Here is a 25,195-nt window from a genome sequence, read left to right on the forward strand (position 1 = left end):
CCGGCGGCCCAAACCGCCGTCGAGCAGCCACACGGACCCGAGGAATACGGCAACACAGCCACCGCAGAGGAAGGCCTCTGGGCCCGCAAAGGTTGGGCAGGACGCACGTGACACGCGCGGGATTTACACACGTTTTGTCCTATAACCCGGAATTCCGGGGGCGCCAGGGATTTTGCGTGTCGCGAGGCTTAAACAAAGAGCTCCGGAGTGCGTTATTGGGGGATACGCACTCCGGAGCGGACTTTGGAGCAGGTTCTTGGGGGTTCCTGCTGACAAATAGCTTACGTGCCCCAACAGCACTCCGCTACCAATCTGAATAACTACTTTCACTTTACTTTTTCCGGTCCCGGGTTCACGGCGAAATCCGGCGTTTGATCGGGGTACTCGGCCCCTTGTAGTGCACCCGGCGCGGGCCTAGCGTTAACTTGCACAGGAAGGGGTGGTCCACGTGGAGATCTTCATGTGGTGGCTGGACATAGACCTTAAGAGCAAGGAATGGCTGCGCGAAAACCTTCGTGCCACTGAGCTTCCACTGGAAGTTCTGCAACGGATTGCGGATGTCGGAGGTCCGCGCCTTGAAGAGCTGGCCGGCGGGCTGAGCGACGCCGACTGGGACTTCATTGAGACGCAGTCCGAGTTCGTGGACTGAGGCGCTTTCCTAGACCGGTTCATAAAACCGTTGCGGCTCCCGCGCCGGGATGGTTGCATGGGGTGCATGGCTACCGCAGAGAGTTATGTCTTGGCGATCGGGACCAAAAAAGGACTGTGGCTGGCGCGCAGCTCAGACCGCAAGGAATGGTCCTTTTCCGGTCCGCACTTCCTCATGAGCGAGATCCCCAGCATCGGGATCGATACGCGCGGGGACAAGCCCCGGATCATGGTGGGCGTGCGCTCCGAACACTGGGGTCCCACCGTGGCCCACTCCGATGACCTGGGCGCCACATGGACCGAGCCCGAACAAGGCGCCATCAAATTCCCGGACGGCACGGATGCCGCTCTGGAACGGATCTGGCAGATCTACCCGGACTCCGCATCCCGGCCCGGCGTGGTCTGGGCAGGTTGCGAACCGATCTCTGTCTGGAAATCGACCGACGGCGGAGAACACTTCGAGTTGAACCGCGGCCTCTGGGACCACCCGCATCGCAGCGAGTGGGGCGCGGGTTACGGTGGCGCTGCCGCCCACTCGATCGTGGTCAATCCTTCCGGGGAGAACGTCCATGTCGCCATGAGCACGGGCGGCGTCTACCGATCGCTCGACGGCGGAACCTCCTGGGAGGCCCGCAACAAGGGGATCTCGGCCTACTTCATGCCCGATCCCAATCCCGAGTTCGGCCAGTGCGTCCACAAGATCGCCGCGGATGCCGCCGTCGAAGGCCGGTTGTATGCGCAGAACCACCACGGCGTGTACCGCACGGACGACAACGGCGAGAACTGGGTTTCAATCGCCGACGGCCTTCCGGCTGATTTCGGCTTCGTGATGCTCACCCACCCCCGCCGCGAAGGGACCGCCTGGGTGATCCCGATCAAGGCCGATAGTGAGCGGATTCCGCCGGACGGCCATCTCGCGGTGCACCGCACGGACGACGCCGGGAATACCTGGAAGCGTTTGGATGTGGGTCTCCCGGACCATGAATACAACGCCGTGCTCCGTGACGCAGCCGCGGTGGATTCTGCTGAACCTGCCGGGGTGTACTTCGGAACACGCGGCGGTTCGGTCTACGTTAGCGCTGATGAGGGCGAGTCCTTTATCGAAGTCGCCTCGCATCTACCTGATGTTTTGTGTGTCCGGGCTGCAGTTGTCTCCGGCGTCGTCTCCGCAGATGTAGCCGACGAATTGGCCGCTGCCGCCGCAGCATCCAGCCTGCCGGCCTAGGACGGACCTTGCCCGATATTACGGTGGTTTTGCCCAGTGTTCTCCAGCCCCTCGCCGGCGGGCAGTCCTACCTGACTACGCCCGCCGACGGAGCTGTGACCGTGGAAAGCTTGCTTGATGCTGTGACCGGGGACTACCCGGTGCTGGCCCGGAGGATCCGGGATGAAACCGGTTCGCTCCGCCGCTACGTGAATATTTACGTGAACGGCGAGGAGGTCCGGCGTCTGAAGGGTCTGGATACTGAGGTAGCTGCCGGCCAGGAGGTCTTGATCATCCAGTCCGTGGCTGGCGGCTGAGTGGTTCGGGGCCAGGTCAGGCCACTCGCCAGACTGTGCATTCGTCGGTATTGATGGCCTTGCGCAGGCCCGTCAGCTGATCCATGATCCAAACGACGCCGATGCCCGGGGCCGTTTCCTGGACGCTGCCCCTGCGGATGACAACGTCATCGTAGGAGGGTCCGACGGAGAGGCGGGCTTCGATCTGGTCGCCGCGGTGCAGCTGGTCAAGCGCGCGGATTCTTGTGGGGTGGGTTGATACTTCCTTCAACATGGTGGCCTCCCTGGCTGGAGCTGCCAGCATTTGCCGGCTATTCCAGTGTGGCGGGCCAATGTTGCGGTGTGGTTTCGTGCGGGTTAGCCGTGGGTAAGACTTCCGGGACAAAGAAAATCCGTGGTTCCACACGGGCCCAGAGGGCGGCCGGTGTGGAACCACGGATTTGTTTGGAGGGAGCATCCTACTTCAGGCCGAGCTCCGCCGTCGGGGTCTTGAAGGATTCGCGGGCGGTCATCGCGGAGACCGCCGCGATGACGCAGATGACGCCGGTGAAGATGCTGATCTGGACCCAGCCGCCGGCCTTGGTGCCGCCCATTGCCGTCACGATGGTCGGGGCGAACCCTGCCATGAGGAAGCCGATCTGGGTGCCGATGGCCAAGCCTGAGAAGCGGACCTTGGTGCTGAACATTTCGCCGTAGAAGGAGGGCCACACTGCGTTTGCGGCGGCGTATCCGAGGGAGAAGTACACCACGGAGACCAGGAACATGAGCGGCACGTTTCCGGATTCGAGCGTCAAAAGGAACACCGGCGTCATGATGGCGCTGGCTACGGCGCCGTAGATGAAGACGGGCTTGCGGCCGATCCGGTCAGCCATCCGGCCGAAGACCGGCTGGGTGCCAAGCGCGACGACGTTTGCCGCCACGACGAGCCACAGGGTGATGGTGCTGTTCACGTGGGCCACGTCCTTGGCGTAGGCAATGGCCAAGGTTCCGAAGACCGTGCTCACCGCCGAGATGAAGGCGCAGCAGATAACGCGCAGGACGTCGGCCCAGTGCAGCCGCAGAAGGTCGGCCACGGGAAGCTTGGCGATCTGGTTGTTCTTCTTGGCCTCGGCGAACGCCGGTGGTTCGTGCAGGGTGCGGCGGATGAAGAACGCTACCAGGACCACCACGGCGCTGAGCCAGAACGGGATCCGCCAGCCGATGCCGTACTTGACCTCGTCCGGGAGGGCGACGACGGGGATGAAGACCAAGGCTGCGAGGATCTGGCCGCCCTGGGTTCCGGTAAGGGTCCAGGAGGTAAAGAAGGAGCGGCGGTTGTCCGGCGCGTGTTCCAGCGTCATGGATGAAGCGCCGGCTTGTTCACCGGCGGCCGAGAGGCCCTGGCAGAGCCGTGCGAAGACCAGCAGCGCCGGAGCCCACCAACCGATGGACTTGAAATCGGGGAGGCAGCCGATGATGAACGTCGCACCGCCCATGAGCACCAGGGTAAACATCAGCACGCGCTGGCGGCCGATGCGGTCGCCGAAGTGCCCCAGGATGATGGCTCCAACGGGCCGTGCTACGTAGGCGAAGCCGAACGTCGCGAAGGACATAATGGCTGCGTTGGCGTCGGCGCTGGGGAAGAAGACGTGCGGGAAAATCAGGGCCGCGGCCGAACCGAAGATGAAGAAGTCGTAGTACTCGACGGCGCTACCGAGGAAGCTGGCGAGGGCGGCCTTCTTCGGCGTTCCTGCCGTGGCAGTGCCCGGCGTCGTAGACGGGATCGTGTGACTCATGGTGTTCCTTTTGTGTGACGGCGATGTCGCATCTGGCTGAAATGTGCGTACCTGGAACGTCGTTGTGGGTCCGGCAGCGGCCTCACACTGTAGCCACATTGTGAGAGCTACTTGTGCGATATAGCAATAATGACTGTGAGCGCAGTCACTTGTCAAGATATTTACTCACCATCTAGATATAGCTCTCACGATGTGGCAATCTTTAGGTATGGATGTGAAGGAAGACACAAAAACCGACATGATCGGCAAGGCCCTGGGCCTCCTGGTATTGCTGGGTAATGAGCCGAAGGGGGCCAGCGCCTCGGAGCTCGCCCGCCAGGCTGAGCTGCCCTTCAGTACCACCTACAGGCTGCTCGGATCCCTGACCCGCGACGGATTCGTTGACTACGAGGCCGACGGCCGCCGCTACCACCTGGGGCTTCGCGTCTTCCAGCTGGGCCAGCGGGTGTCCAATCACCACGGCTTTGCGGGTACCGCGCGGCCCATCCTGCAGCGCGTCACGGAGGGGACCGGTGAGGCCACTATCCTCTCGGTCAGGGATGGCCACCACCACCTCACGGTCAACAAGGTGGACGGTCCCCAGATGTTCCGGGTCACGAGTGATCCGGGGCATCTTGGAATGCTGCACACCACGGCCGTGGGCAAGGCGCTAGTTGCCTTCGCGGACGACGACGAGCGGAAGCAGTTGGTGGAAGAGCTCGGACTGGAGCCGCTGACGGAGTTCTCCATTACCGACCGCGACGCTTTCCGCCTGGAAATCGAGAAGGTCCGGCGCCAGGGCTACGCGATCATGGACGAGGAAAACGAGGTGGGCATGCGCGCCGTCGCCGTCCCGGTCCTCAATTCCCAGGGCGTTGCGTTCGCCTCGCTTGCCACCGCCGTCCCTGTCTTCCGAATGAGCGTGGAGCAGCTGGTGGCGGTGGTCCCCTTGCTGAAGAGCGCGGCGTCAGAGCTTGCCGACCGCCTGCCGCAGCGATGACGGCGCGTTAATAGCTATCACTTTTGTTCGCGATAAGAACACTAGTGCAAGATGTGAACATTTTGTGTAGTCTGATTCATACCGCCCGGCGGAGCAGCACGCTCTGGACGTCCCGAGGGAATCCAGGGAGGGCCAATCCGCGGGTGCAGTTGTCAAAGGAGCAATGAGCATGAGCAACCGAGCCGAATCCTTCCTGGTGGGCCTGATCGGTGAAGGCGTATCGCCTTCACTGACGCCGCCCATGCATGAGAGGGAGGCCGACGTCCAGGGGCTGCGCTACCTGTACCGGCCCATCGACCTGCTGGAGCTCTCCCTGCCCGGCTCCGCCGTCGGCGATTTGCTGACCGCTGCTTCCCGGCTTGGCTACAACGGCCTCAACATCACGCATCCGTGCAAGCAATTGGTGCTGCCGTTCCTGGACGAGGTTTCCGAGGACGCAAGGCGGCTTGGCGCTGTGAACACCGTGCTGATCAAGGACGGCCGCTTTACCGGCCACAACACGGACTTCTCCGGCTTCGGCTCAGCTTTAGCCAGCGGCCTTCCCGACGCCGGCCTGGAGCGAGTCGTCCAGCTCGGCGCCGGGGGTGCGGGCTCCGCCGTCGCATACGCCCTCCTTTCCGCGGGGGTCAAGTCACTGGACCTTGTGGACGTCGATCCGGCGCGCTGCGCGGAACGGGCGGCGGAACTTGCCGCGCTGTTCCCGGGCAGCAACGTCACGGCGCGCACGACGGCGGAACTGCCGCAACTCATGCCGCTGGCCGACGGTTTGGTGCACTGCACCCCGGTGGGCATGGCCGCCCATCCAGGCCTCCCGCTGGACATGTCCCTCGTGGAACCCCGCCACTGGGTAGCTGACATCGTCTACCGACCGATCGAAACGCAGCTGGTGCTCGAGGCCCGCGCCAAGGGTTGCCGCGTTCTCGACGGCGGTCGCATGGCCGTGGGGCAGGCCGCCGACGCTTTCCGCATCTTCACCGGCCGCGATGCCGATCCAGAACGGATGCGGGCGCATTTCCTGGAGCTGGTGGGCGCCGAGGAATCCAGGGCCGAAGGGTCCAAGGCCGACAAGGCGCTCGCCGGGGCGGGGCACTGATGCGCACGGGAATCGCCACCGTCTGCCTCTCCGGCACCCTCAAGGAAAAGATGCAGGCCTGCGCTATCGCGGGCTTCGATGGCATCGAGATCTTCGAGCAGGACCTCGTCACCTCCCCGCTTAGCCCGGAGGACGTGCGGAAAATGGCCGCTGACCTGGGACTCGGACTGGACCTCTACCAGCCGTTCCGCGACTTTGACAGTGTCTCCGAAGACATCTTGCAGGAAAACCTGCGCCGGGCGGATGCCAAGTTCAAGCTCATGTCCCGCCTCGGAATGGACACCATCCTGGTGTGCACCAACGTGGGAACCGCCACGATCGACGACGACGGCCTCCGGGCCGAGCAGCTATCCCGGCTGGCGGAATTGGCCGGGAACCACGGCGTCAAAGTGGCGTACGAGGCCCTGGCCTGGGGCAAGTATGTCAACGACTACGAGCACGCGCACCGCTTGGTGGACACCGTGGACCACCCCAACCTGGGCACCTGCCTCGACTCCTTCCACATCCTTTCCCGCGACTGGGACACCGCACCCATCGAGGCCATCAAGCCTGAGAAGATCTTCTTCGTCCAGGTGGCCGACGCCCCGAAACTCTCCATGGATGTCCTGTCCTGGAGCCGCCATTACCGCGTGTTCCCGGGCGAAGGACAATTTGAACTGGCCAAGTTCATGGGCCACGTGGCCCGCGCGGGCTATTCCGGCCCGGTCTCGCTGGAGGTCTTCAACGACGTCTTCCGCCAGTCCGATGTGGAGCGCACGGCCGTCGACGCGATGCGCTCGCTGATCTGGCTTGAGGAACAAAGCGCCAAATGGCTCGACGCGAAAGCGGCATCCCTTGCGGCGGAAGGCGTCTCTGGTGACTCGCCCGCCAACGCGGCCGGCCGCCGTCGTTATCCCATGGAACTGGCCACGCTGCCCAAGGTCGCCGAACCGGCCGGGTTCAACTTCGCAGAAGTCAAAACCGATGAGCCCGCACAGCTCGAAACTCTCCTGGGCCAACTCGGCTTCGAATTCGACGGCCGGCACCGGACCAAGGACGTGCAGTTGTGGTCCATGGGCCACGCCCGCGTCATCATCAACGAACAAGCGCCGTCGCACAGTGAACCCGCCATTGCGGCGTTGGGGTTCGACGTCGACTCTCCGGTGATTGCCTCGGCCCGCGCCCAGCAGCTCAAGGCTCCCGTGGTGCCACGCAAGGTGCAGGCGGACGAGGAAGTGTTCCAAGGCATCGCCGCCCCGGACTCCACCGAGATCTTCCTGTGCCAGGGCAGCCCGGACGGGACGGCGGCATGGACCAGCGAATTCGGGCAGACCCATGAATTCGGCGAAGGCCTCAAGCACCCTACAGCGGGAGCGCAAGCGGCGATCGACCACGTGAATTTGGCCCAGCCGTGGCAGCATTTCGACGAGGCCGTCCTCTTCTACACGAGTGCCCTCGCGCTGGAACCTCAACCGTTCGCCGAAGTGCCGAGTCCCAGCGGCCTGGTGCGCTCGCAGGTCATGGTTACGTCCGACCGTGCCGTGCGCCTGGTGCTGAACCTGGCTCCGATGCTTCAGCAGGAGCCCGGCCAGAAGGGCAACGGCGCCCGCAAGAGCTACCAGGAACACATCGCCTTCGCGGTGGATGACCTCGTGGCCACGGCCCGGGCGGCGCAGGCACGGGGACTCGACTTCCTCCGGATACCGGCCAACTACTACGAGGACCTGGATGCGCGGTTCGCCTTGGATCCTGCCTTCCTGGCCACCCTCAAGGAATTGAACCTTCTCTACGACAGGGACGCCAACGGTGAATTCCTCCACTTCTACACCGCCACGGTGGGCAGCGTGTTCTTCGAAATGGTGGAACGCCGCGGCAATTACGACGGCTACGGCGCACCCAACGCCCCCGTGCGGCACGCCGTCCAGTACGACTCGCTTCACGCCCACCACTAACCAGAAGCAACGAAAGAAACCACCCGAAAGGAGCCGGCCGTGCTGCTAGACGCAAATGCCGGGCACTACCAAGACGACGAGCTCGTACCGGCGGCCGAACCGCATGCCGGGCACGCGCCGTTGGACGCCGCAGCCGAAACCCAAGCGGATCTCAGCGCCGAGATCAAAGCGATCGGCGAAGTGTACGCCCAGGCGCTCAAGAACGGTGCCGCGCCGGAGACCCAGCCCCGCCTGGACTTCGCGCCGTACCGCAGCAGCATCCTGCGCCACCCCACCAAGAGCCTGCACCACGCGGACCCGGAGACTATCGAGCTGTACTCGCCGGCATTCGGGCACCAGGACGTGCATGCGTTGGAATCGGACCTCACCATCCAGCACAACGGTGAACCCCAGGGCGAGCGGATCATCGTTCAGGGCAAAGTGCTCGACGGCGACGGCCGCCCGGTTGCCGGCCAACTCGTAGAGATCTGGCAGGCCAACGCTGCCGGCCGTTACATCCACAAGCGCGACCAGCACCCCGCCCCCCTCGACCCGAACTTCACCGGCGTCGGACGCTGCATCACCGGACCGGACGGTTCATACCGATTCACCACCATCAAGCCCGGCGCCTACCCATGGAAGAACCACCTCAACGCCTGGCGCCCGGCGCACATCCACTTCTCCCTCTTCGGCACGGATTTCACGCAGCGCATCGTCACCCAGATGTACTTCCCGGGCGACCAGTTGTTCCCGCTGGACCCCATCTACCAATCGATCGTGGACCAGGACGCCCGCGACCGGCTCGTCGCCAAGTACGACCATGAGCTGACGAGCCCCGAATGGGCCCTCGGCTACAACTGGGACATCGTCCTGAGCGGTTCGAAGCGGACCTGGACCGAAAACGAAGCCTTTGGCGACGCCGGGGACGAGGAGTAGAACATGAGCAAGCTGACACCCACACCAGGCCAGACCGTTGGCCCGTTCTACGGCTACGCGCTCCCCTTTAATAAGGACAACGAGCTCCTCGCCCCGGGCAGCGCCGGAAGCATCCGCCTGCAAGGCACCGTGTATGACGGCGCCGGAGAAGCTATCCCGGACGCCATCCTGGAGATCTGGCAGCCGGACTCCGAAGGCAACGTAGTCCAGCGCACCGGCTCCCTGGTCCGCGACGGCTACACCTTCACCGGTTGGGGCCGCGCCGCGGTGGGCAACTCCGGTGTGTTCACGTTCACCACGGTCAACCCCGGCCCCACCGAAGCGGGCGCGGCTCCGTTCATTTCCGTCGCCGTTTTTGCGCGTGGCCTCATGAACCGCCTGTTCACCCGCATCTACTTGCCGGAAAACGAGGAAGCCCTCGCTGCCGACCCGCTGCTCAACTCCCTCGATCCCGAGCGCCGCAAGACCCTGATCGCGCGTCGCGACGCGGATGGCGGACTCACGTGGGATCTGCGCCTGCAGGGCCGGAACGAGACTGTTTTTCTCGACTTCGAAGGCGCCTCCCAGTGAGTGGCGACGGCGATTTCGGGCTGCTCAGCCCGGTTTCGGCGTCGCCCGCCGTGGTGGCGCTGACAGGTGACCGTGCGGTGATCGCGGCCATCCTCGACGTCGAAGCCGCCTGGGCATCCGTGCTCGAAGAGGCGGGCTTCGCGCCGGCCGGTTCTGCCGCCGTCGTCACCGAGGCCACGGAATCCTGGGCCTACGACGCCGCTTCCATCGCCGAACGCGCACAAGGTGGCGCCAATCCGGTCATTCCGCTGCTGGCCGATCTCCGGGGGAGGGTCAGGCAGCTCGAGGCTGGGCGTCCCGGCGGGCCGATCGGCGCGTTTGCCGCGGTGCACACCTCCCTGACCAGCCAAGACGTCCTGGATTCGGCCCTGATGCTGCTCGCGCACCGCGTCCTTTCAGCGCTTCTCGCCGAGGTAAAAGGTACGACGACGGCGCTCGCCGCCCTTGCGGAGCAGCATGCGGACACGCTGTGCGTGGGCAGGAGCCTGACGCAGCACGCGCTTCCGTTCACCTTCGGGCTCAAGGCGGCGCAGTGGTTCCACGGAGTGGCAGCTGCGGCCCGTCGCCTCGAAGCGCTGGAGTTGCCCGTGCAGTTCGGCGGTGCCGGCGGCACCCTGGCCGCCGGCACCATACTCACGGAAGGCTCGTCGTCGAGCCCCTTTGCGCTGGCGGATGCCTTGGCCGGAAGGCTGGACCTCGCTCCCGTTCCTGCGCCGTGGCACACCAACCGCCTGGCGGTCACTGGACTCGGCGACGCCTTGGCTTCCCTCACGGACTCCTTCGGCAAGATCGCCTCGGACCTGCTGTTCCTCAGCCGACCCGAGGTTGCCGAGCTCGGTGAGCCCCTTGCCGCTGGCCGCGGAGTCTCGTCGGCCATGCCCCAAAAGCAGAACCCCGTGTTGTCCGTGCTGATCCGCAGCGCGGCGCTCCAGGCGCCCGGGCTGGCTGCGCAGCTGCACCTTGCAGCCGCGAACTTCAACGACGAACGCCCGGACGGCGCCTGGCACAGCGAATGGCCTGCCCTGCGTGGCTTGCTTCGGCTCACACTCGGCGCAGCCACCCAGCTGCGCGAGCTCGCCGAAGGCCTCCGCGTCTTCCCAGAGGCAATGCGCCGCAACCTGGAAATCTCCGGGCCGTTACTCCTCAGCGAAGCCGTCGCATCCTCCGTAGCTCCGCTCCTCGGCGCGGACAGGGGCGAGGCGAAGGCCAAACTGCAGGCCGTCGTCGACGAGACCCTGCAAGCACCCGCAGCCGAGCAAGCCCGGATCTACGCCAAGCTCCTCCGCGAAGCCGTCCCGGCCAGCAAGCTGTCCGATGAGGAACTGCAGGCCCTTCTAGACCCTGCGAACTACGTCGGTGAGGCTGCCGAGATCAGCCGTCGCATCTTCGCCGCGTACCCGGAATTCACACACACCAACCTGAAGGGAACCGATCGTGGCTAAGCCCATCGTCAAGGCGGTGCTGCTGTCCCCGCAGCGCACGCTGGGGGAGAAGCCGCTCCTGGTGGTGGGGCCCTCGCTCGGAACGTCCACCGTGCTCTGGACCGAGACGGCAGCCCTGCTCGGCAACGAGTTCGACGTCATCGGCTGGGACCTGCCCGGCCACGGCGTCTCGCCCGCGGCCTCCGAAACGTTCAGCGTCGCCGAACTCGCGGACGCGGTGATTGACTTGGTGGACTCGATCGCGCCCGGTGCCGTGTTCCACTACGCCGGCGATTCCCTGGGCGGTGCCACCGGACTGCAGCTCGGCATCAAGCACGGAGAACGGCTCAAGTCCCTGTCCGTGCAGTGCAGCGGAGCGAAGCTAGGCACTCCCGAAGGATGGCTGGAACGCGCCGAAACCGTTCGTGCGCAAGGAACCGCGGTGATGATCCAGGGTTCCGCGCAGCGTTGGTTCGCTCCCGGCTTCATGGATCGCCAGCCCGTGGTCAGCAGCCGACTCCTGCATGCCCTGCGGGACGCCGACCGCTTCAGCTACGCATTCTGCTGTGAAGCCCTCGCCGGATTCGACGTCCGCGCGGAACTCGGCAGCATCACTGTCCCCACGCAGGCACTGGCGGGCGTCGAGGACACCGTTGCGCCGCCGTCGTTCGCTGAAGAAATTGCCGCGGGCATCAACACCAGATTCAACACAGGTGGCGGCACCGCTATCGCTATTGCGCTCGACGGCGTCGGGCACCTTGCGCCCGCCGAGGCGCCTGCCGTCGTCGCGGACCTCATGCGGACATTCATGACGGAGGCCGGAAAATGAGCACTGATTCTTCGCAAGGCGCCGTTCAGCGCGACGCTAGCTCGCAGGAAATCTACGACGCTGGCATGGTGGTCCGCCGCGAAGTGCTCGGCGATGCGCACGTGGACCGCGCCAACGCCAAGAAGGACGAATTCACCGAAGACTTCCAGGACATGATCACCCGCATCGCCTGGGGAGGCATCTGGACCCGGCCCGGCCTGACGCGGCAGATGCGCTCCGCCGTCACCATCACCGCGATGGTGGCGCACGGGCACTGGGAAGAACTGGCCATGCACATCCGCGCGGCCATCACGAATGGGCTGAGTAGGGACGAGATCAAGGAAATCCTGCTGCAGACCGCCATCTACTGCGGAGTCCCCTCCGCCAACACCGCATTCAAGACCGCTCAAGGCGTTTTCGCGGAGCTCGACGCGACCCCCGAAGCCCCCACGGCCCCTGAAGCCCCCACCCACCCAACTAACTCGCATTAGATGTCGTTTTGAGCCCTCATAACGACATTAACTGCGAGTTGGTTGGGATCACAGAAACTTAGAGGAGACCCCATGAACCAGGCGTATGTGTACGACGCCGTGCGCACACCTTTTGGAAAATTCGGCTCCGGCCTTGCCGGGGTGCGCCCGGACGACCTAGCTGCCCACGTGGTGCGCGAAGCCGTCAATCGGGCCCCTGCTTTGGATGTTGAGCGGATCGACGAGGTGGTGTTCGGGAACGCCAACGGCGCAGGCGAGGAGAACCGGAACGTCGCCCGCATGGCCACCCTGTTGGCCGGGCTTCCGACGTCGATTCCGGGCACCACGGTCAACCGCTTGTGCGGGTCTTCCCTGGATGCCGCCATCATCGCCTCCCGCCAGATCAACGCCGGCGACGCCGAGCTGGTGCTTGTGGGCGGGGCCGAGTCGATGTCCCGTGCACCCTGGGTGCTGCCCAAGACGTCCAAGCCGTACCCTGCCGGGGACATGACCCTGGCTTCCACCACCCTGGGCTGGCGCCTCGTGAATCCGGCGATGCCGAAGGAATGGACCATTTCCCTGGGCGAGGCGACCGAGCGGTTGCGTGAGAAGTACGGAGTCACCCGGGAACGCCAGGACGAGTTCGCGGCGGCCTCGCACAACCTCGCGGCCGCCGCGTGGGACGAGGGCTTCTACGACCAGCTGGTGACCCCGGTTCCGGGCACCGAGCTGGTCCGTGACGAAGGCATCCGGGCCGGTTCGACGGCGGAGAAGCTGGCCGGGCTCAAGACCGTGTTCCGTCCCGAGGCCGGCGGTCCGGAGGGTGGAACGGTCACGGCGGGCAACGCTTCTCCGCTGTCCGACGGCGCGTCCGCGGCGTGGATCGGCAGCGAAAGCGCCGCCGGGCTGCTCGGGCTGGAGCCGCTGGCCCGCATCGCCGGCCGCGGAGCACACGGAAACGATCCGCAGTTCTTCGGCTACGCCCCGGTTGAGGCCGCCAACAAGGCACTCGCGAAGGCGGGAATCGGCTGGGAGCAGGTGGGCGCCGTCGAACTTAACGAAGCTTTTGCCGCGCAGTCCCTGGCCTGCATCGATGCGTGGGGTATCGATCCGTCCATCGTGAACCGGCACGGCGGAGCGATTGCGATGGGCCACCCGCTGGGCGCCTCCGGCACCCGGATCCTCGGCACCTTGGCCCGCAGCCTGCAGGCTTCTGGTGAGCGATGGGGTGTCGCGGCCATCTGCATCGGGGTCGGGCAAGGACTGGCCGTGGTGCTGGAGAACGTCACCTCCGGCGTAGCCGGAAAAGGAGCCTAGAGGAAATGCTGAAATTCATTGACACCGTCGGCGCGGCCATCGCCGGCATCAAGGACGGCTCCACCGTCATGATCGGGGGCTTCGGCAATGCGGGCCAGCCGTTCGAACTCATCGACGCGCTGCTCGATTCCGGCGCCACCGACCTCACCGTGGTGAACAACAACGCCGGCCAAGGCGACCAAGGCCTTGCACTGCTGATCAAGGAAGGTCGGGTCCGGAAGATGATCTGCTCCTTCCCGCGCCAGTCGGATTCCTGGCACTTCGACGCCAAGTACAAGGCCGGCGAAATCGAACTGGAACTCGTCCCGCAAGGGAACCTCGCCGAGCGCATCCGGGCCGCCGGCGCGGGTATTGGCGGGTTCTTCACCCCCACCGGTTACGGCACCATGCTCGCGGAAGGCAAGCACACGCGCTTCCTCGACGGCAAATGGCAAGTGTTCGAGACGCCCATCCACGCCGACGTCGCACTCATCAAGGCCCTCAAGGCCGACGGCAAGGGCAATCTCGTCTACCGCAAGACCGCCCGGAATTTCGGCCCCATCATGGCCGCCGCGGCCAAACACACCATCGTCCAGGTGTCGGAGATCGTCCCGACCGGCGCCCTGGACCCGGAGAACGTGGTGACCCCGGGAATCTACGTCAACAGCATCGTGAAGGTGGCCTGACATGAGCATCCAAACGTCAACAACACCCTTGGGACGCGACGATCTCGCGCGGCTCGTGGCGCGGGACATCGCTCCCGGCTCGTTCGTGAACCTCGGCATCGGCCAGCCCACGCTCGTCTCCAATTACCTCACCGAAGAGCAGAACATCACCCTCCATACGGAGAACGGGATGCTCGGGATGGGCCCTGAGGCCAAGGGCGAGGAGATCGATGGCGACCTCATCAACGCCGGCAAGATCCCCGTCACCGAGCTCCCCGGCGCCTCGTATTTCCACCACGCCGATTCCTTCGCGATCATGCGCGGCGGGCATCTGGATATCTGCGTGCTCGGCGCGTTCCAGGTATCCGCCACGGGGGACCTCGCCAACTGGCACACTGGAGCACCGGACGCCATCCCGGCCGTCGGCGGGGCGATGGACCTGGCCACCGGCGCGAAGGACGTGTTCGTCATGATGACGCTCCTGACCCGCGAGGGCGTGTCCAAACTCGTGGAGCACTGCAGCTACCCGCTCACCGGCGTGGGCTGCGTGACGCGCGTGTACACGGACAAAGCAGTCTTCCTGATAGGGCCCGACGGCGTGACCGTGCGTGAGACGTTTGGCTGCACCTTCGAAGAACTCCAAGCCCTGGTGCCGGTCCCGCTGAAGGCGGCGGGCGCCGTCGTCGGCGTCTAAAGGGCAGCGCGAGCTGGCAGCAGATGCCCTCTGGAAGCAATCCACGGGGCAAGTGCTGCCAGTTCGCGCTAATAAGATTGGTAACCATGACCGACGCAGCAGTAGCCGGAGCCCCGCAGGCGGGTGCTCCCCAGGCCAGCGACCAGTACGTGCAATCGCTGGCACGCGGATTGTCCGTGATCCGCGCTTTCGACGCGGCCAACCCCGTCATGACGCTCAGTGAGGTGGCGGCACGCACTAACCTGACGCGTGCCACGGCGCGACGGTTCCTGCATACCCTGGTTGAGCTGGGCTATGTCCGCACGGATGGCAAGACCTTCGCCCTCACGGCGATGGTGTTGCAGCTTGGCTATTCGTACCTGTCGGCGTTGTCCCTGCCCCAGCTCGCACAGCCGCACCTTGAAGAACTTTCCCTCAAACTGGGGGAGTCGACGTCGGCCGCGGTACTGGATGGCGCGGACATCTTCTACGTGGCCCGCGTGACCACGCGCCGGATCATGACGGTCGGGATCTCGGTGGGCACCCGCTTTCCCGCCTACGCCACGTCCATGGGTAGGGTGCTTCTGGCTGGCCTGACGCCGCAGAAACTGGACGAGTACCTGTCCTCGGTGGAGTTCAAAGCCCTGACGCCGCGGACCATCACGTCCCGCGAAGAGCTGGTGGCCGAGCTGGACCGCGTGCGCAGGCAGGATTGGTGCGTTTTGGACCAAGAGCTGGAGCTCGGACTTATGTCCGTGGCAGCGCCCGTTCGCAACGCTGCCGGCAAGGTGGTGGCCGCCGTCAACGTCTCGCTCCAGGCCCAAAACGTCGCCGCGCAGCGTGATCCGCGAGCCTATATCGAGTCGGTTCGCGACGAAATCCTACGCACTGCCGGGCTGATTTCGGCGGATATTGCCGCCAAGCACTAGCAGAGGCGCTCGGGGCCGAATGTCTAGAGCCACAAGCTCGTCACGCCCGTGAGGCCTTGGACCTGGACGGGTGTGTTGCTGCTGCTCGCGGCGCCGTTGCCAAGTTGACCCTGCGCGTTGTCACCCCAGGCGCGGACCGTTCCATCACTGAGCACAGCGAATGCGTCGTACATGGTGCATGCCAGCGAGCTCACCCCGGTGAGGCCCTGGACCTGCACCGGGGCGGGGCTGTCAGTGGTGGTGCCGTTCCCCAGCTGGCCATACCAGTTGGCACCCCATGCGCGGACTGTTCCATCCTTGAGGACCGCGTACGCCGAGATTTCGCTCGCGKCGACGCTCGCGACCTCGGTGAGACCCGGAACTTGGACCGGCACGCTGCTGCTGGCGGTGCCATTGCCTAGCTCGCCATACGTACCGGCCCCCCAAGCCCGGACTGTCCCGTTCCCCAACACCGCGTAAGCCGTGCCGCCGTTGGCTGCGAGGGACACGGCTCCTGCCAAACCGGAGACTTGGACCGGGGTGTTGGCGTTCGCGTTGGTGCCGTTGCCCAGCTGGCCGTAGCCGTTGTAGCCCCAGGCCCGGACCGTCCCGTCAGTCAGGACTGCGTACGCCGTGCCGTAACTGGCCGTGATGGAGGAGACGCCCGTGAGGCCGGTGACTTGGACCGGGGTGTTGCTGTCGGCGTTGGTGCCGTTGCCCAGTTGCCCGGATTGGTTGCTGCCCCAGGCGCGCACCGTCCCGTCAGTCAGAACCGCGTAGGCCGAGCCCCCGCTGGCTATGATGGAGCCGGCCCCGGTGACCCCCTGGACCTGGACGGGGACGCTGCTGTTGCTGGTGGATGCATTGCCGAGCTGGCCGGAGGAATTGTCTCCCCACGCCCACACCGTTCCATCGCCCAGCAGGGCGTAGGCCGTGCCTCCGCTGGCGGTGATGGATACGACTCCGGAGAGTCCGCTGACTTGGACGGGCACGCTGCTATCGCTCGTAGTGCCGTTTCCGAGCTGGCCAAAACTGTTTCCGCCCCAGGCCCACGCTGTTCCGTTGACCAGCGCGGCGTACTTGGTGCTGGGACCTTGGGCTCCCATGGCGACCCCGGACAGTCCCGTGACGCCAAGGGGCACATTGCTGAACGAAGTTGTGCCGGTAACGCCGAGTTGGTGGTTGTAATTGTCACCCCATGCGCGGATGGTTCCATCTGCAAGCACGGCGAATGCGGTCCCTCGTGCCGCCGAGATCGATGCTGTTCCCGCTAGACCGGTGAGACCCGTGACTTGGGTGGGAACATTGCTGTTAGCGGTAGAGCCGTTGCCGAGTTGTCCGGTCGGGTTGACGCCCCAGGCACGGACCGTCCCGTCACGCAGCACGGCATACGCCACCGGGTTGTTGGTGTCCCCTTTGCCAGCAGTGATGGACAAGACCGTGGTGAGGCCGCTTACCTGGATGGCAGTGGTGCTGTTGGTGGTGGTCCCGGTGCCGAGCTGCCCGGACTGGTTGAGGCCCCATGCCCGTGCTGTCCCGTCGCCAAGTACGGCGTATACGCTGCCTTTGCCGGCTGCCATGGACATGACGTTGCTGATCCCCTGGACGCGGACCGGGGTGTAGCTCTCCGACGTCGTCCCGTTTCCGAGCTGGCCGCTCCCGTTCGCGCCCCAGGAACGCACGGTCCGGTCGGCCAGTAGCGCGTACGCGTTGTAGTTGCTGGCCACGATGGAGGTGACGCCGCTGAGGCCTTGGACCTGAACCGGTCTGTTGCTGCTGTTGGCGGAGGTTCCGCTGCCAAGCTGCCCGCTCGAATTGTCGCCCCATGCCCGGACGGTCCCGTCGGACAACAGTGCGTAGGCGCTGAAGTCGCTGGCGGTGACGGCGGCGACCCCCGTGAGGCCGGTGACCTGGGCCGGCGCGCTGCTTCCGATTCCTGTGGTGCCGTTGCCGAGTTGACCCACGAAGTTGGAACCCCAAGCACGGACGGTTCCGTCATTGAGCAGGGCATATGCGCCGTAATAAGTGGCCGTGATCGCGGTGACGCCAGTGAGGCCTTGGATCTGGATGGGGGTGCTGCTGAAGGTGATCCCGCTGCCGAGTTGTCCGGTGGAACTCTCGCCCCAAGCGCGTACGGTCCCGTCGCCGAGGAGTGCGTACGCTGTGCGACCGTTGATCGTGATCGATGTGACTCCGCTGAGGCCCTGGACTTGCACGGGAATGCTGCTGTCGTTGGTGGTTCCGTTGCCGAGCTGCCCGGACTGGTTGCTGCCCCAGGCGCGTACGGTCCCGTCGGCCAGCAGCGCGTAACTGGTGGAACCATCGCCGGCGATCGACTTGACTCCGGAGAGGCCGGTAACGGCGGCAGGGCTGGCGAGGTAAGGGGTGGTCCCGTTGCCCAGCTGGCTGGATTGGTTGTTACCCCAGGTGACAGCTGAACCGCTTGACGCTCCGGGAAGGTAGTAGCCCGCGACGTCGGCGATCAGCTGCGTGGCGCCGTCGGAACGGTTGAAGAGGGTGATCTTGCCGTCGGCCCCCACGGGGACGGTGACGGAGCTCGGAATAGTCTGGCCGCTCGCGAAGTTCACATTGGACGCATTCGGCCGGATGCTCCCCGAAGCGTAAGCGGTGATGAACCCGAACGATTGCGGGCCGGTGACGGTCAGGTTGAAAACCGCGGCCGCGACGTTGGCGGGAATCCCGCCCGCGCCGCCCACGCGGAAGGACACCGTCCCGTCCGGACCTGCCGGCGCGCTGCTCCGTGTATCCAGGAGTCGTGCGGGATTCACGGGAACGAAAGCGCCCGGAGCGCTCGGGGTCCCTGAGAGGAAATAGCCGGCGACGTCGGCGATCAGCTGGGTGCTGCCGGAGGAACGGTTGAAGAGGGTGACTTTGCCGTCGACGCCGACTGGAACCGTTACGGAGTTCGGAACCGTTTGGTCTGTGGCGAAGTTGATGTTTGAAGAGTTCGGCCGCGTGGTTCCGGAGGCGTAGGCCGTGATGAACCCGAACGACGTCGGATTCGCCACGGTGAGGTTGAAACTCACCGCCGAGACCGAAGCCGGAATCCCGCCCACGCCTCCCACTTGGAAAGACACCGTTCCGTCAGGGCCCGCAGGCGTGCTCCCGCGGGTGTCCAGCAGCCTGGCAGGGGCTATCGGGACGAAGGCGCCGGGTACGGTCGGCGTTCCGGGGAGGTAGTACCCGGACACGTCGGCAATCAGCTGGGTGCTGCCGGAGGAGCGGTTGAAAAGGGTGACTTTGCCGTCGACGCCGACCGGTACTGTCACGGAGTTCGGTACGGTCTGGCCGGCAGCGAAGTTCACGTTGGAGGAGTTCGGCCGTGCGGCACCGGAAGCGTAGGCCGTGATGAATCCGAACGATTGCGGGCCGGTGACGGTGAGATTGAAGACCACCGCCGCGGCCGCAGCGGGAATTCCGTTCATGCCGCCCACCTGGAAGGACACGGTCCCGTCGGGGCCCACAGGCGTGCTGGTACGGGTGTCCAGGAGCCTGGCGGGTGAGATCGGAATGAAGGCTCCGGCCGCCGTCGGCCTCGCCGAAGTTCCCACGACGGCGACCGGCGCGCTCGTGGAACCGCCCGTGCCGGCAGCCCAGGCGCCGGGCGCCGCAAGGCCGGACAAGATCAGCAGGACGCCCATTGCGCCAGCAACGCCAGTGGCACCACGCCTCAGCCACGCACGCAAAGACCCCATGAAATCTCCGAAGGACTGGGCTCCCGATGACGGGCAAGCCGGTATTGATCCTCGCGAAAATTACCACATGGGTAGATCCGGGCGTGGTTGCCACGGCGCGTTGTAGCGCGTGGGCTCGCGGCGCGGGCGAAGCTGCGCCCACCGCATCACCGCGTCAGCTTGGCGCCGTCCGGGTGTTCGTCGCCGATGTGCCCGGGAGCGTTGGCGGCCAGGACGCGCTCGACGAACGCGCTGTACTCCTCCATGTAGTGGCGCAGGATGGATGCCGTGCCTTCGTCCCTGACCGATCCGTCCTCGTTGTAGGCCGCCGGATTGAACTTGATGTAGGCCTCGGGAGCATTCAGCTGAGGTGCGTCGAGGAAGCTCAGGACGCTACGCATGGATGCCTGCATCACGGCCGTCCCGATGCTTCCGGGTGATGTGCCGATGATTCCTGTTGGCTTGCGCGCGAAGGAGTTGGTTCCCCACGGCCGCGATCCCCAGTCGATGGCGTTCTTCAAGGCGCCGGGGACGGAGCGGTTGTACTCGGGGGAAACGAACAGGATGCCGTCCGACGCCGCGATCGCGTCCTTGAGGGCCCGGCCGGCAGGCGGGTAGTCGGCGTCGTAGTCCGGGCTGTACAAGGGCAGGTCCTTGATGGGAATCTCGGTGAATTCGAGCTCTTCCGGCGCTACACTGATGAGCGCCTTGGACAGGACCCGGTTGATGGAGCGGCTTGAAAGGCTGCCGACGAAGTATCCGATCTTGTACGTTGCCATGACTGTGTTCCTTCCCGACGGCGCGGCCGGAACCGGCTCATCGACGGTGCGGTAACTGGAGTCTCCCAGCCCACAGCGAGCTTATTAGAGCAGCCCGAAGATGGGAATGGCCGGACGCCGCCGCCACACCTACTCCCGCCCGGGCCTTCCGCGTCCTAGACTCAAGCCAACAACGGCGCGGGACAATGCTGTTCAGAAGGACGTTGGGGTTTCGGAAAGGGAGCGCGGGTGAAACTTGGCATAGCGCGGGAACGGCTCGATGGTGAACGTCGTGTGGCTGCGACGCCGGAGACGGTCACGCAGTTGGCCGGACTGGGACTGGACGTCGTCGTCGAAAGCGGAGCCGGAGGCGCTGCGGGCCACAGCGACGAGGACTACCGCCAAGCAGGCGCGCTCATCGTCCCCGACTTGGACCTGGCCCGACTGGACGTCTACGCTCACGTCCGCCCACTCGAACCAACGACGGCGGCCGCGCTGCGACGGGGCGCCGTCACCGTTGGCCTGGCCTCGCCGTCGTCGGAACTTCCCACCGTCCGCGCGCTCGCCGAAGCGGGCGTGACATCCTTCGCGCTTGAGCTGGTGCCGCGCATTTCCCGGGCACAATCCATGGATGCGCTCACCTCCCAGGCCCTGGTGGCCGGGTACCGCTGCGTGCTCGAGGCGGCCATGCGGCTCCCGCGCTTCTTTCCGCTCTACATGACGGCCGCCGGAACCATTCCCCCGGCCCGTGTGCTGGTGCTGGGAGCGGGCGTGGCAGGCTTGCAGGCCATCGGCACCGCGAAAAGGCTGGGCGCACGCGTCTCCGCCAACGACATCCGGCCCGCCTCGGCGGACGAGGTCGCATCCATGGGCGGCACCTTCATCAAACTCGACGTGGAGACGGCCGAATCGTCCGGCGGCTACGCGCGCGAACTCAGCGCCGACCGCGGTGCCCTGCAGCGTGAGCTGCTCGCCCCGCACGTGGCCCAGGCGGATGTGCTCATCACGACGGCGGCGGTCCCCGGACGGCGGGCCCCTCTCCTCGTGAGCCGCGAAATGGTCCAGCACATGCGCCCGGGCTCGGTGGTCGTCGACCTCGCCGCAGAGTCCGGCGGCAACGTGGAGGGCTCGGTACCGGGGCTGGATCTTCAAATCCCGACGGCGGACGGCCAAGGCACGGTCACCCTGGTGGGGATGAAGGATGCCGCCTCCGCCATGCCCGCTGACGCGTCGCGCCTCTACGCGAAGAACGTCGCGAACCTGCTGGCTCTCATGACGTGTGATGGAGCCGTTGTCCCGGACTTCGGCGATGAGGTGGTGGCGGGTGCGTGCCTGACGCACGACGGCGAGGTGCGGCACGGTCCGACGGCCGAGGCGCTCGCTGCGCTCGCCGCCGAAACGGCGGAAACCGTCAGCTCAGCCAACGAGGGGGTCTCCTGATGGACGGCATCGCCCTGCTCACCATCACCGTCTTGGCGGTGTTCGTGGGCTTCGAAGTGGTCTCCAAGGTCTCAAGCACGTTGCACACGCCCTTGATGTCAGGGGCCAACGCCATCCACGGAATCATCCTGGTGGGCGCGATCATCGTCGCAGGGCAGGCCTCGGACCCATGGGTCCTCGCGGTGGCATTGCTCGCCGTCGTCCTCGCCACCGCCAACTTGGTAGGCGGATTCGTGGTGACCGACCGCATGCTGGAGATGTTCCGCGGCCGTAAACGCGTTGCGCCGCCCGGCGGGAAGCCGGAGTCCATGGACGCTGCGTCCAAGGAGCGCACGCGATGACCCTCATCGATCCGGTGTGGACTTCGCTCCTCTACCTCGCGGCCGCAGTCTGTTTCATCCTCGCGCTCAAGGGACTCAATTCGCCACGAACCGCCCGGCGAGGCAACCTGGTGGGCGCATTCGGTGCGGCGCTCGCCGTCGCCACGGTCTTCCTCTCGGTCAAGATGGACAACGTTCCCTGGATCCTGGGCGCCATGGTGATCGGTTCGGGCGTTGCCGCGCCGGTCGCGCGCCAGGTCAAGATGACCCAGATGCCGCAGCTCGTCGCGCTTTTCAATGGCGTGGGCGGTGGTGCCGCAGCGCTCGTTGCACTCTTGGAACTAGCGCACACGGAGGACCACTGGGTGCGCGTGGCGATCGTCTTCACGCTGCTGGTGGGCGCGGTGTCCTTCGCGGGTTCCGCCATCACGTTCTCCAAACTCCAGGAGCTCATGACCACCCGCCCCGTGGTGTTCCCCGGTCTGCCGACCCTCATGGGGGCGGTGCTGCTAGCGGCGGTGGGTGCCGCCGTCGCCGTCGTTTTTAGCGGTTCCATCGCGCTCGCATTCCTGCTTTTGGTGCTCGGTCTGGCGGCGGGCGTGTTGCTGGTGCTCCCTGTAGGCGGCGCGGACGTGCCGATCGTCATCTCGCTGCTGAATGCCTTCACCGGCCTGGCCGTGGCAGCCTCGGGCCTGGTGCTTGGCAATGTGCTTTTGGTGGTGGCCGGCACGTTGGTGGGTGCCTCTGGCACCATCCTTACCAGGGCCATGGCCGCGGCCATGGGCCGCAGTGTTGCCGGCATCCTTTTTGGCGCGTTCAAAGGAGGCTCGACGGCGGGGTCGACGGCGGTGAGCGACCGCCCCGTCCGCTCCTCCAGCCCCGAAGACGTGGCCGTGCTCCTTGGCTATGCGCAACGGGTCATTATTGTTCCCGGCTACGGGCTCGCGGTAGCACAAGGGCAGCACACGGCGGCCGAGCTGGCCCTTGCGTTGGAGGCGCGGGGCATCGACGTGGATTTCGCCATCCATCCGGTGGCCGGCCGCATGCCCGGGCACATGAACGTCCTGCTTGCCGAAGCCAATGTGCCCTATGAGTCCCTCAAGGAAATGGGCGAGATCAACTCGGAATTCCGGACAGCCGACGTCGCGCTGGTGGTCGGCGCGAACGACGTCGTCAATCCGGCCGCGAAAACCACCGCGGGTTCGCCGATCTACGGCATGCCCATCCTTGAAGTGGCCGACGCGCGACAAGTAGTTTTCCTGAAGCGCTCCATGCGGCCGGGATTCGCGGGAATCGAGAACGAACTCATGTACGAACCGCAGACCACACTGCTGTTTGGCGACGCGAAGGAATCCCTCACCAAAGTGTTGAGTGCGGTCAAGGCGCTCAAGCTTAGTTAATCAAACCTGGGGTGCCCGCCGGCCTTTCTGCTGCCCAATCGGGTGAGCACACTCAGGATCGCTAGGCGAAGCTGCCGCCCAGCCGGGTGAGCCCACTCAAGACGCGGAAGAATCCAAGGCCCTATCATCGGCCGAAGACCTAGGGTGGGAACGCTCCCGCCCTTGACGGTTGCCCGGGCTTCGAATGGACGGTGAGCGGAGTGGCTGGACTCTCGATTCAGGAGCAGGCGGTGACGCGGCGCATCGGCGTCCGTTGGGCCTCCGTTGGAGCGTGCGCGGCAATGGTCCTGGCACTCCTCAGTGGCTTTGCTTTGCCGGCTCATGCGGTTGCAAACACCGTCATCACGCTGACCTTCGATGACGGCAACGCCGACCAACTGACCGCCGCAGCCACGCTGAAGAACCTCGGACTCCACGGCACCTATTTCGTCCCCTCCGGATGGGTCGATCAGCCGAGCTATTTCACCTCGGCGAACCTGCAGCAGCTTTTCGCCGACGGAAATGAGATTGCCGGGCACACGGTCACCCACCCCGACCTGGTCACCTTGACCTCGGATGAAGTGACGCGCCAGGTGTGCAACGGCAGGGTGGCCCTGGCAAACATGGGCTTCAAGGTCACCAGCTTCGCCTACCCCTTCGCCTCCTTGGACCCCGCCGTGCAGACCATCGTGAAGAATTGCGGGTTCAACAGTGCACGCGGGCTCGGGGACCTTTACAGCAAGGACGATCCCGGGCTACCGGCTGCCGAAACCATTCCGCCCGCCAACCCCTATGACACCGCGGCACCGGAGGAAGTGGACAGCACATGGACGCTGTCCAACCTTGAAAACTCCGTGACCAGGGCACAGGCTGCCGGCGGTGGCTGGGTTCAATTGACGTTCCACCACATCGCCGTGGGGACCGATCCCACCCTTACCATCAGCCCCAGCCTGTTCAACCAATTCGCTTCCTGGCTAGCGCAACAACAGGCAGCGGGCAGCATCGCCGTGAAGACGGTTGACCAGGTAATCGGTGGCGCGGTCCAGCCCCTCGTCTCCGGCCCGCCGGTGCCGCCCCCGCCTCCCCAGGGGACCAACATGATCCAGAACCCGAGCCTCGAGACACTGACCAGCGGGATTCCGCTGTGCTGGGCTGCTGGTGGATACGGCACCAACACCCCCAGCTTTTCAGTGGTCTCGCCTGGCCACACGGGCAATAACGCAGAACGACTGACTATGAGCGGCTACGTCAGCGGTGACGCGAAACTCCTGCCAGCCCTGGATCTTGGCGGCTGCTCTCCCACGGGCACTCCGGGCCATATCTATCAGCTCAGCGCTTGGTATAAATCCAATGTCATCACCCAATTCGAGGTCTACTACCGCACCGGAACGGGGTACTGGACCTATTGGACGGCGAGCCCGTTGTTCAACGCGAGCAGTAATTGGACGCAAATCACGTGGACCACACCGGCGCTCCCGGCAGGTGCCTCGGGAATCAGCTACGGACTGAACATCCAATCCAACGGTTCGATCACCACGGACGACTATTCGATGATCGACATCACCCAGGCCGCGGCGACGGCGCCGGCTGCTCCCACGGGGGTGGCCGCGACGGCGGGCAACGCCTCGGCGTCCGTGTCCTGGACGGCGCCGGCCAACGGCGGCTCCCCCATCACTTCGTATGCGGTGACTCCTTCGTCCGGTGGCACGGCTTTGGCTCCGGTGACGGTGACCGGTAACCCGCCCTCGACGACGGCGACCGTCACCGGGCTGACCAACGGCACGGCGTACACTTTCACGGTCACCGCCACGAACGCCATCGGCACGTCCCCGGCCTCGGCCGCGTCGGCTCCCGTGACACCGACGGCCCCAACGGTTCCGGGGACGCCCACCGGCGTGAGCGCGACGGCGGGGAACGCGTCCGCGGTGGTGTCGTGGACGGCGCCGGGCAA

Annotated in this window: 23 protein-coding genes; 19 read left to right on the top strand and 4 right to left on the bottom strand. The window is 65.5% G+C overall.

Annotated features, from left to right (window positions below):
* Positions 1-448 precede the first annotated feature (448 nt).
* From AB4068_RS15345 to AB4068_RS15355, 3 genes are read left to right on the top strand one after another with little or no spacing between them, the layout of a single operon-like run.
* Positions 449-649: a hypothetical protein gene (locus tag AB4068_RS15345; RefSeq protein ID WP_059388808.1), complete on the top strand. Its 201-nt coding sequence runs from the start codon at positions 449-451 to the stop codon at positions 647-649.
* Positions 650-706: 57 nt separating this feature from the next.
* A complete protein-coding gene (locus AB4068_RS15350) occupies positions 707-1,873 on the top strand; it encodes a WD40/YVTN/BNR-like repeat-containing protein (RefSeq protein WP_306964653.1) in 1,167 nt (388 codons plus the stop codon).
* Between the two features lie 8 nt (positions 1,874-1,881).
* The gene (locus AB4068_RS15355) at positions 1,882-2,169 is read left to right on the top strand and encodes a MoaD/ThiS family protein (protein ID WP_059388806.1); all 288 of its coding nucleotides are present in this window, start codon (positions 1,882-1,884) and stop codon (positions 2,167-2,169) included.
* A 16-nt stretch (positions 2,170-2,185) separates the two neighbouring features.
* Here the strand turns inward: AB4068_RS15355 and AB4068_RS15360 are convergent, their stop codons facing one another.
* Together AB4068_RS15360 and AB4068_RS15365 are read right to left on the bottom strand one after the other, a co-directional pair.
* On the bottom strand, positions 2,186-2,422 hold the full coding sequence (locus AB4068_RS15360; protein WP_059388807.1) for a hypothetical protein: 237 nt from the start codon (positions 2,420-2,422) through the stop codon (positions 2,186-2,188).
* Between the two features lie 184 nt (positions 2,423-2,606).
* Positions 2,607-3,923 carry an MFS transporter gene (locus AB4068_RS15365; protein WP_284988502.1) on the bottom strand — a complete coding sequence of 439 codons (1,317 nt, stop codon included), beginning with the start codon at positions 3,921-3,923 and terminating at the stop codon, positions 2,607-2,609.
* A 208-nt stretch (positions 3,924-4,131) separates the two neighbouring features.
* On the opposite strand from AB4068_RS15365, the gene AB4068_RS15370 reads away from it, so the two are divergent.
* From AB4068_RS15370 to AB4068_RS15425, 12 genes are all read left to right on the top strand, one after another.
* Positions 4,132-4,902: an IclR family transcriptional regulator gene (locus tag AB4068_RS15370; RefSeq protein WP_441433822.1), complete on the top strand. Its 771-nt coding sequence runs from the start codon at positions 4,132-4,134 to the stop codon at positions 4,900-4,902.
* Between the two features lie 169 nt (positions 4,903-5,071).
* Positions 5,072-5,995: a shikimate dehydrogenase gene (locus AB4068_RS15375; protein WP_441433823.1), complete on the top strand. Its 924-nt coding sequence runs from the start codon at positions 5,072-5,074 to the stop codon at positions 5,993-5,995.
* Positions 5,995-7,926 carry a bifunctional sugar phosphate isomerase/epimerase/4-hydroxyphenylpyruvate dioxygenase family protein gene (locus AB4068_RS15380; protein WP_441433824.1) on the top strand — a complete coding sequence of 644 codons (1,932 nt, stop codon included), beginning with the start codon at positions 5,995-5,997 and terminating at the stop codon, positions 7,924-7,926. The genes AB4068_RS15375 and AB4068_RS15380 overlap by 1 nt, the downstream gene beginning before the upstream one ends.
* Positions 7,927-7,968: 42 nt before the next feature.
* A complete protein-coding gene (pcaH, locus tag AB4068_RS15385) occupies positions 7,969-8,841 on the top strand; it encodes a protocatechuate 3,4-dioxygenase subunit beta (RefSeq protein WP_441433832.1) in 873 nt (290 codons plus the stop codon).
* Between the two features lie 3 nt (positions 8,842-8,844).
* On the top strand, positions 8,845-9,411 hold the full coding sequence (pcaG, locus tag AB4068_RS15390) for a protocatechuate 3,4-dioxygenase subunit alpha (RefSeq protein WP_306964646.1): 567 nt from the start codon (positions 8,845-8,847) through the stop codon (positions 9,409-9,411).
* Positions 9,408-10,853: a lyase family protein gene (locus AB4068_RS15395; RefSeq protein WP_441433825.1), complete on the top strand. Its 1,446-nt coding sequence runs from the start codon at positions 9,408-9,410 to the stop codon at positions 10,851-10,853. The genes pcaG and AB4068_RS15395 overlap by 4 nt, the downstream gene beginning before the upstream one ends.
* The gene (locus tag AB4068_RS15400) at positions 10,846-11,661 is read left to right on the top strand and encodes an alpha/beta fold hydrolase (RefSeq protein WP_306964642.1); all 816 of its coding nucleotides are present in this window, start codon (positions 10,846-10,848) and stop codon (positions 11,659-11,661) included. The genes AB4068_RS15395 and AB4068_RS15400 overlap by 8 nt, the downstream gene beginning before the upstream one ends.
* Positions 11,658-12,131 (top strand): 4-carboxymuconolactone decarboxylase, encoded by a 474-nt coding sequence (gene pcaC / locus AB4068_RS15405; RefSeq protein WP_059388802.1) that lies wholly within the window; start codon positions 11,658-11,660, stop codon positions 12,129-12,131. Before AB4068_RS15400 ends, pcaC begins: the two co-directional genes overlap by 4 nt.
* 72 nt (positions 12,132-12,203) lie before the next feature.
* Positions 12,204-13,427, top strand: coding sequence for a thiolase family protein (locus AB4068_RS15410; RefSeq protein ID WP_441433826.1), 1,224 nt, complete (start codon positions 12,204-12,206; stop codon positions 13,425-13,427).
* A 5-nt stretch (positions 13,428-13,432) separates the two neighbouring features.
* Positions 13,433-14,092 (top strand): 3-oxoacid CoA-transferase subunit A, encoded by a 660-nt coding sequence (locus tag AB4068_RS15415; RefSeq protein WP_441433827.1) that lies wholly within the window; start codon positions 13,433-13,435, stop codon positions 14,090-14,092.
* Between the two features lies 1 nt (position 14,093).
* Positions 14,094-14,765 (top strand): 3-oxoacid CoA-transferase subunit B, encoded by a 672-nt coding sequence (locus AB4068_RS15420; RefSeq protein ID WP_059388801.1) that lies wholly within the window; start codon positions 14,094-14,096, stop codon positions 14,763-14,765.
* An 86-nt stretch (positions 14,766-14,851) separates the two neighbouring features.
* Entirely contained in the window at positions 14,852-15,673 is an 822-nt protein-coding gene (locus tag AB4068_RS15425) for an IclR family transcriptional regulator domain-containing protein (protein ID WP_441433828.1), read from the top strand.
* Positions 15,674-15,696: 23 nt separating this feature from the next.
* On the opposite strand, the gene AB4068_RS15430 is transcribed toward AB4068_RS15425, so the two are convergent.
* Together AB4068_RS15430 and AB4068_RS15435 are read right to left on the bottom strand one after the other, a co-directional pair.
* Positions 15,697-19,368, bottom strand: a complete 3,672-nt coding sequence (locus AB4068_RS15430; protein ID WP_441433829.1) for an RCC1 domain-containing protein — start codon at positions 19,366-19,368, stop codon at positions 15,697-15,699.
* 146 nt (positions 19,369-19,514) lie between these two features.
* Entirely contained in the window at positions 19,515-20,126 is a 612-nt protein-coding gene (locus AB4068_RS15435) for an NADPH-dependent FMN reductase (RefSeq protein ID WP_284988494.1), read from the bottom strand.
* Between the two features lie 228 nt (positions 20,127-20,354).
* Here AB4068_RS15435 and AB4068_RS15440 point away from each other — a divergent pair, with 228 nt between their 5' ends.
* The 4 genes from AB4068_RS15440 to AB4068_RS15455 form a co-directional block, all read left to right on the top strand.
* A complete protein-coding gene (locus AB4068_RS15440; protein WP_441433830.1) occupies positions 20,355-21,545 on the top strand; it encodes a Re/Si-specific NAD(P)(+) transhydrogenase subunit alpha in 1,191 nt (396 codons plus the stop codon).
* Positions 21,545-21,886 (top strand): NAD(P) transhydrogenase subunit alpha, encoded by a 342-nt coding sequence (locus AB4068_RS15445; RefSeq protein ID WP_307054948.1) that lies wholly within the window; start codon positions 21,545-21,547, stop codon positions 21,884-21,886. The genes AB4068_RS15440 and AB4068_RS15445 overlap by 1 nt, the downstream gene beginning before the upstream one ends.
* Entirely contained in the window at positions 21,883-23,265 is a 1,383-nt protein-coding gene (locus tag AB4068_RS15450) for an NAD(P)(+) transhydrogenase (Re/Si-specific) subunit beta (protein WP_284988491.1), read from the top strand. Before AB4068_RS15445 ends, AB4068_RS15450 begins: the two co-directional genes overlap by 4 nt.
* A gap of 230 nt (positions 23,266-23,495) precedes the next feature.
* The coding region (locus AB4068_RS15455; protein ID WP_441433831.1) for a polysaccharide deacetylase family protein at positions 23,496-25,195 on the top strand (1,700 nt) is incomplete at its 3' end.

The organism is Arthrobacter sp. 2RAF22 (assembly GCF_052115325.1).
Taxonomy (GTDB): Bacteria; Actinomycetota; Actinomycetes; order Actinomycetales; family Micrococcaceae; genus Arthrobacter.

What these genes read in the sequence shown, in the direction of transcription:
- AB4068_RS15360 (WP_059388807.1), bottom strand. Translation starts at nt 2,422, where the DNA reads ATGTTGAAGGAAGTATCAACCCACCCCACAAGAATCCGCGCGCTTGAC.
- AB4068_RS15420 (WP_059388801.1), top strand. Translation starts at nt 14,094, where the DNA reads ATGAGCATCCAAACGTCAACAACACCCTTGGGACGCGACGATCTCGCG.
- AB4068_RS15410 (WP_441433826.1), top strand. Translation starts at nt 12,204, where the DNA reads ATGAACCAGGCGTATGTGTACGACGCCGTGCGCACACCTTTTGGAAAA.
- AB4068_RS15350 (WP_306964653.1), top strand. Translation starts at nt 707, where the DNA reads ATGGGGTGCATGGCTACCGCAGAGAGTTATGTCTTGGCGATCGGGACC.
- AB4068_RS15365 (WP_284988502.1), bottom strand. Translation starts at nt 3,923, where the DNA reads ATGAGTCACACGATCCCGTCTACGACGCCGGGCACTGCCACGGCAGGA.
- AB4068_RS15435 (WP_284988494.1), bottom strand. Translation starts at nt 20,126, where the DNA reads ATGGCAACGTACAAGATCGGATACTTCGTCGGCAGCCTTTCAAGCCGC.
- AB4068_RS15445 (WP_307054948.1), top strand. Translation starts at nt 21,545, where the DNA reads ATGGACGGCATCGCCCTGCTCACCATCACCGTCTTGGCGGTGTTCGTG.
- pcaC (WP_059388802.1), top strand. Translation starts at nt 11,658, where the DNA reads ATGAGCACTGATTCTTCGCAAGGCGCCGTTCAGCGCGACGCTAGCTCG.
- pcaG (WP_306964646.1), top strand. Translation starts at nt 8,845, where the DNA reads ATGAGCAAGCTGACACCCACACCAGGCCAGACCGTTGGCCCGTTCTAC.
- AB4068_RS15370 (WP_441433822.1), top strand. Translation starts at nt 4,132, where the DNA reads ATGGATGTGAAGGAAGACACAAAAACCGACATGATCGGCAAGGCCCTG.
- AB4068_RS15425 (WP_441433828.1), top strand. Translation starts at nt 14,852, where the DNA reads ATGACCGACGCAGCAGTAGCCGGAGCCCCGCAGGCGGGTGCTCCCCAG.
- AB4068_RS15375 (WP_441433823.1), top strand. Translation starts at nt 5,072, where the DNA reads ATGAGCAACCGAGCCGAATCCTTCCTGGTGGGCCTGATCGGTGAAGGC.
- AB4068_RS15415 (WP_441433827.1), top strand. Translation starts at nt 13,433, where the DNA reads ATGCTGAAATTCATTGACACCGTCGGCGCGGCCATCGCCGGCATCAAG.
- AB4068_RS15380 (WP_441433824.1), top strand. Translation starts at nt 5,995, where the DNA reads ATGCGCACGGGAATCGCCACCGTCTGCCTCTCCGGCACCCTCAAGGAA.
- AB4068_RS15450 (WP_284988491.1), top strand. Translation starts at nt 21,883, where the DNA reads ATGACCCTCATCGATCCGGTGTGGACTTCGCTCCTCTACCTCGCGGCC.